This is a genomic window from Mesorhizobium sp. M1E.F.Ca.ET.063.01.1.1 (assembly GCF_003998155.1).
Lineage (GTDB): Bacteria > Pseudomonadota > Alphaproteobacteria > Rhizobiales > Rhizobiaceae > Mesorhizobium.
In genome coordinates, this window is record NZ_RZSC01001101.1 from 1 (window position 1) to 1,438 (window position 1,438).

At 67.9% G+C, this 1,438-nt stretch carries 1 protein-coding gene; it reads left to right on the forward strand.

The genetic code is table 11. The features are described from left to right. Positions 1-1,438 (forward strand): efflux RND transporter permease subunit (locus EOA29_RS36375; protein WP_145970046.1); only part of this gene is annotated, 1,438 nt, incomplete at both ends.

Below are 1,438 nucleotides of genomic sequence, written 5' to 3' on the forward strand. Positions count from 1 at the left end.
GTGGTGGCGGTCGCCATCCCGCTGGTGCTGGCGATAACCTTCGTCACCATGGAGTATTTCGGCATCTCGCTGCAGCGCATCTCGCTCGGCGCGCTGATCATCGCTCTCGGCCTGCTGGTCGACGATGCGATGATCGCGGTCGAGATGATGATCTCGCGCATGGAGGAAGGCCACGACAAGATCTCGGCCGCCACCTACGCCTACACCTCCACCGCCTTCCCGATGCTCACCGGCACGCTGGTGACCATCGCCGGCTTCGTGCCGGTCGGTTTCGCCAAGAGCGGCGCCGGCGAATACTGCTTCTCGCTGTTTGCCGTCGTGGCGATCGCGCTGGTCGTCTCCTGGGTGGTGGCCGTGCTGTTCACGCCGCTCACCGGCGTGGCGCTCCTGCCCGATCGCATCAAAGGCCATGGCAGCCATCAGCCGTCGCGGATTGCCCGCGGCTTCCAGACGCTGCTCGAGATGGCGATGCGGGCGAAGTGGATCGTGCTGTCGGCGACCGCGGGGCTGTTCGCGCTCTCGGCCGTGGCCATGGGCTTCGTCGGCCAGGAATTCTTCCCGAAGTCCGACCGGCCGGAGGTTATGCTCGATCTTACCCTGCCGCGCACCGCCTCGATCAAGTCGACGGATGCCGTGGTCGAGCGTGTCGAGAAGCTGCTCGCCGCCGATCCCGACATCGACCATTGGAGCTTCTATGTCGGCCAGGGCGCGGTGCGCTTCTACCTGCCGCTCGACGCGCAGCTGGCCAATGACTTCTTCGCCCAGGCCGTGGTGGTGACCAAGGGCCACGCCGTTCGCCAGGCCGTCATCGACCGGCTGGAGAAGGAGCTGGCGACCGGCTTCGACGACGTCATGGCCCGCGTCACGCCGCTGGAGCTCGGCCCGCCGGTCGGCTGGCCGCTGAAGTTCCGCGTCAGCGGTCCGGACCCGGACAAGACGCGCAGCTTGGCGCAGCAGTTCGCGCAGGTGCTAGGCAGCGACGCCGCCGTGCGCAACATCAACTACGACTGGAACGAACCGGCCAAGGTGATCAAGGTCGACGTCGACCAGGACCGGGCGCGCGCGCTGGGCATCTCCTCGCAGCAACTGTCGGAGACGATCAACGCGGTGCTGTCGGGCTCCAAGATCACGCAGATGCGCGACGACACCTACCTCGTCGACATCGTCGCCCGCGCCGTGGAGTCCGAACGCGCCAGCATCGACACGCTGCGCGGCCTGACGATCAGCGCCTCGGGCGGACGCCGCGTGCCGCTCGAACAGGTTGCCAAGCTCTCCTACCAGACCGAGCCGCCGCTGATCTGGCGCCGCGGCCGGCTGCCGACCGTGACAGTGCAGGGCGACGTCGCGCCAGGCGAGAACGCCACCTCCGTCACGCGGCGGCTGGAGAACGCGATCGCCGCCTTCAAGGCGGAGCTGCCGGCGCGCTACAGCGTCGAAC